The 2,551-nt window shown below is 36.1% G+C and carries 1 protein-coding gene; it reads right to left on the bottom strand.

Annotated features, from left to right (window positions below):
- Nucleotides 1–369 precede the first annotated feature (369 nt).
- The coding region (locus tag AC3DU7_RS30955; protein ID WP_488043070.1) for a type I polyketide synthase at nucleotides 370–2,551 on the bottom strand (2,182 nt) is incomplete at its 5' end.

The following is a 2,551-nucleotide window of genomic DNA, read 5'->3' as shown; positions in this document are numbered from 1 at the left end:
TGCACCTGCTGGAAATCGACATCCCATACCAATGATAGCGATCGGTTCTTTTTCTGTTTTTTTAAATTCTTCAACTTTTGACCTTAATTGCTTAACTAACAGCAAGAGTCGTTTAGATGAAGATAATTCTTGAATTTTTTCTGACAAATTATCATTCATTTTTAAAGTGTTTATCTTTATGTGATTTATTTAATAATTAATTTTTTATTTCAGATATTGACATTTTTTTATGTGATAAATAATCGGCAAAAGTATTATTGTTTTAGTTGATTTTATATCTTTATTTTTTGTTTTCTTACATTCTAATACACCTCAATCATATGACTAGATAAAGCTGTAAAAGTTGCAGTTATGGTAAAAAGTTATTATTCATTTTAAAAGTGTTTCTATTTCTGTAAGTTCTTTGACAATTGAACTTTCTATTTCAGATTCTGACAACTTTTCTACTTTTGATAAATAGTCGATAAGAGTGTTATTATTTTTAGTTGATTTTATTTCTTCATTTTCTGTTTCATTACACCCTAATGCATCCTCAATTATATAACTAGATAAAGCTGAAATATTAGGATAATTGAAAGCCAAGGTAGGAGAGAGAGAAATCAACAGTGTTTTTTCTAATCTTTTCTTTAACTCTACAGCCATTAGCGAATCCATACCCATTTCAAAAAAACCTATTTCTGGGTCTGGCAGCTCTGAAGGAGGCAAACCTAAAACAGCCACAATTTGATTTTGCAGATGATTGATTAAAATATTTTGACGCTCTTTTTGAGGTGTTTTTTTCAAAACATGGATAAATTCAGAAGCCACTTTAGATTTTTCTAACTCTTCTTCTACTTTAGCTACCAAATTATCGTCTAATACATCTTGTATTTTGTCAAATAATTTTAATTCAGACTCAGAAAATTTTTCAGTTGTTTTTAAGTAATTAACTAGACTTTGAATATAACTTTTATGACCAGTAGAAAACTGCGGACTTTGAGTATCATAGGAGGAATCAACTATTGCTGTTTTCACCCAATACCGTTTTCGTTGGAATGGATAAGTAGGTAAAGCTACTTTCCGGCAAGTATAATCTTTGTACACTTCCATCCAGTCTACTTCAGTTCCCCGTACATACAACTCTCCTAAACTAGACAACATCTGTTGCCATTCATCTCTCAAAAGTGCAGCATTTTCTGGCATCTCGGACGGGAGGGGGATTTTCTTCGGACGCAATGATGGCAACCATACACCTACATCCTCTGGTAAACATCGCCTTCCCATCCCTAATAATATTGGTTTAGGTCCGATTTCTAGGAAGATTTCAGCACCTTGTTTGTGCAAAGTTTCCATCCCTTGGGCAAACCGCACTGGTTTACAGATATGAGCTACCCAATATTGAGCAGAAGAAATACTATTGTCTGCTGTTGTTCCTGTAAGGTTAGATATGATTGGTATCTGAGAGTTATTGTATGTGATTTGATTAGCTACTGCTTCAAACTCTGCCAACATAGGTTCCATTAAAGGTGAATGGAAGGCACGAGATACCTGTAGTTGTTTGGTTTTAATTCCTGATAACTCTAAGCTATTAACAATTGAGCTAACCGCAACAGATTCCCCTGAAATCACTACACTTTCTGGCCCATTAATTGCTGCTATAGATATTTGAGGAACAGAAGCGATACTGCTGACGCAACGCTCCGCGAACACTTCTCTAACATAAGACTCCGATGCCATCACAGAAACCATCTTCCCCCCAGAAGGCAACTGCTGCATTAATCTACCTCTGGCTACAATTAATTTCAGACCGTCTTCAAGACTGAATACTCCAGCTACACAAGCTGCCACATATTCGCCCAAACTATGACCAATGACTATATCTGGTTTTATTCCCCAGAACTGCCATAGTTGCGCTAGTGCATATTCTATAGCAAATAGCGCTGGTTGAGTATAAGCGGTTTGACTTAATATAGATAAGTTGAATGTGTTTATGTCTTCAGGATAGAGAATTTCTTTGAGGGAGGTTGTACCGAATGTGCCTAATATTTCGTCACATTTGTTAATAGCTTCTCGGAATACTGATGATTCCTCATAAAGTTGCCTCCCCATATTTACATATTGGGAGCCTTGCCCTGTGAATAAAAAGGCTATTTTAGGTGGAGCGCTATTATTTGACAGTTTTCCCGAACAAATTCCTGCTACTTCTGCACCCGCTTTGTATTGTGAGAGTTTTTCTACTAATTCTTGTTGGTTAGAGGCGACGACAGCGAGTCTGTGGTTAAAGTGGGTACGTCCAGTATTAGCTGTATAGCAAATATCTGCTAACTCAATATCATTGTTTTCTGCGACCAGATAATTTTGATAACGAACAACCAATTCAGAAAGTGCTGTTTCTGTTTTTGCTGAGAGAGTTAATAAATGCAACGAACGTCTTAAATTATCTGCCTCTTGCAGAGGAGCTACTCTATAATTATCACTTCTGACTTCTGACTTCTGACTTCTGACTTCTAGCGGTGTTTCCTCTATAACTATGTGAGCATTCACACCCCCTATTCCAAAAGAGCTAACTCCT

Source organism: Okeania sp. (assembly GCF_983059655.1).
The sequence above is the reverse complement of the archived record's forward strand: the minus strand, read 5'-3'. Positions and strand labels throughout refer to the sequence as shown.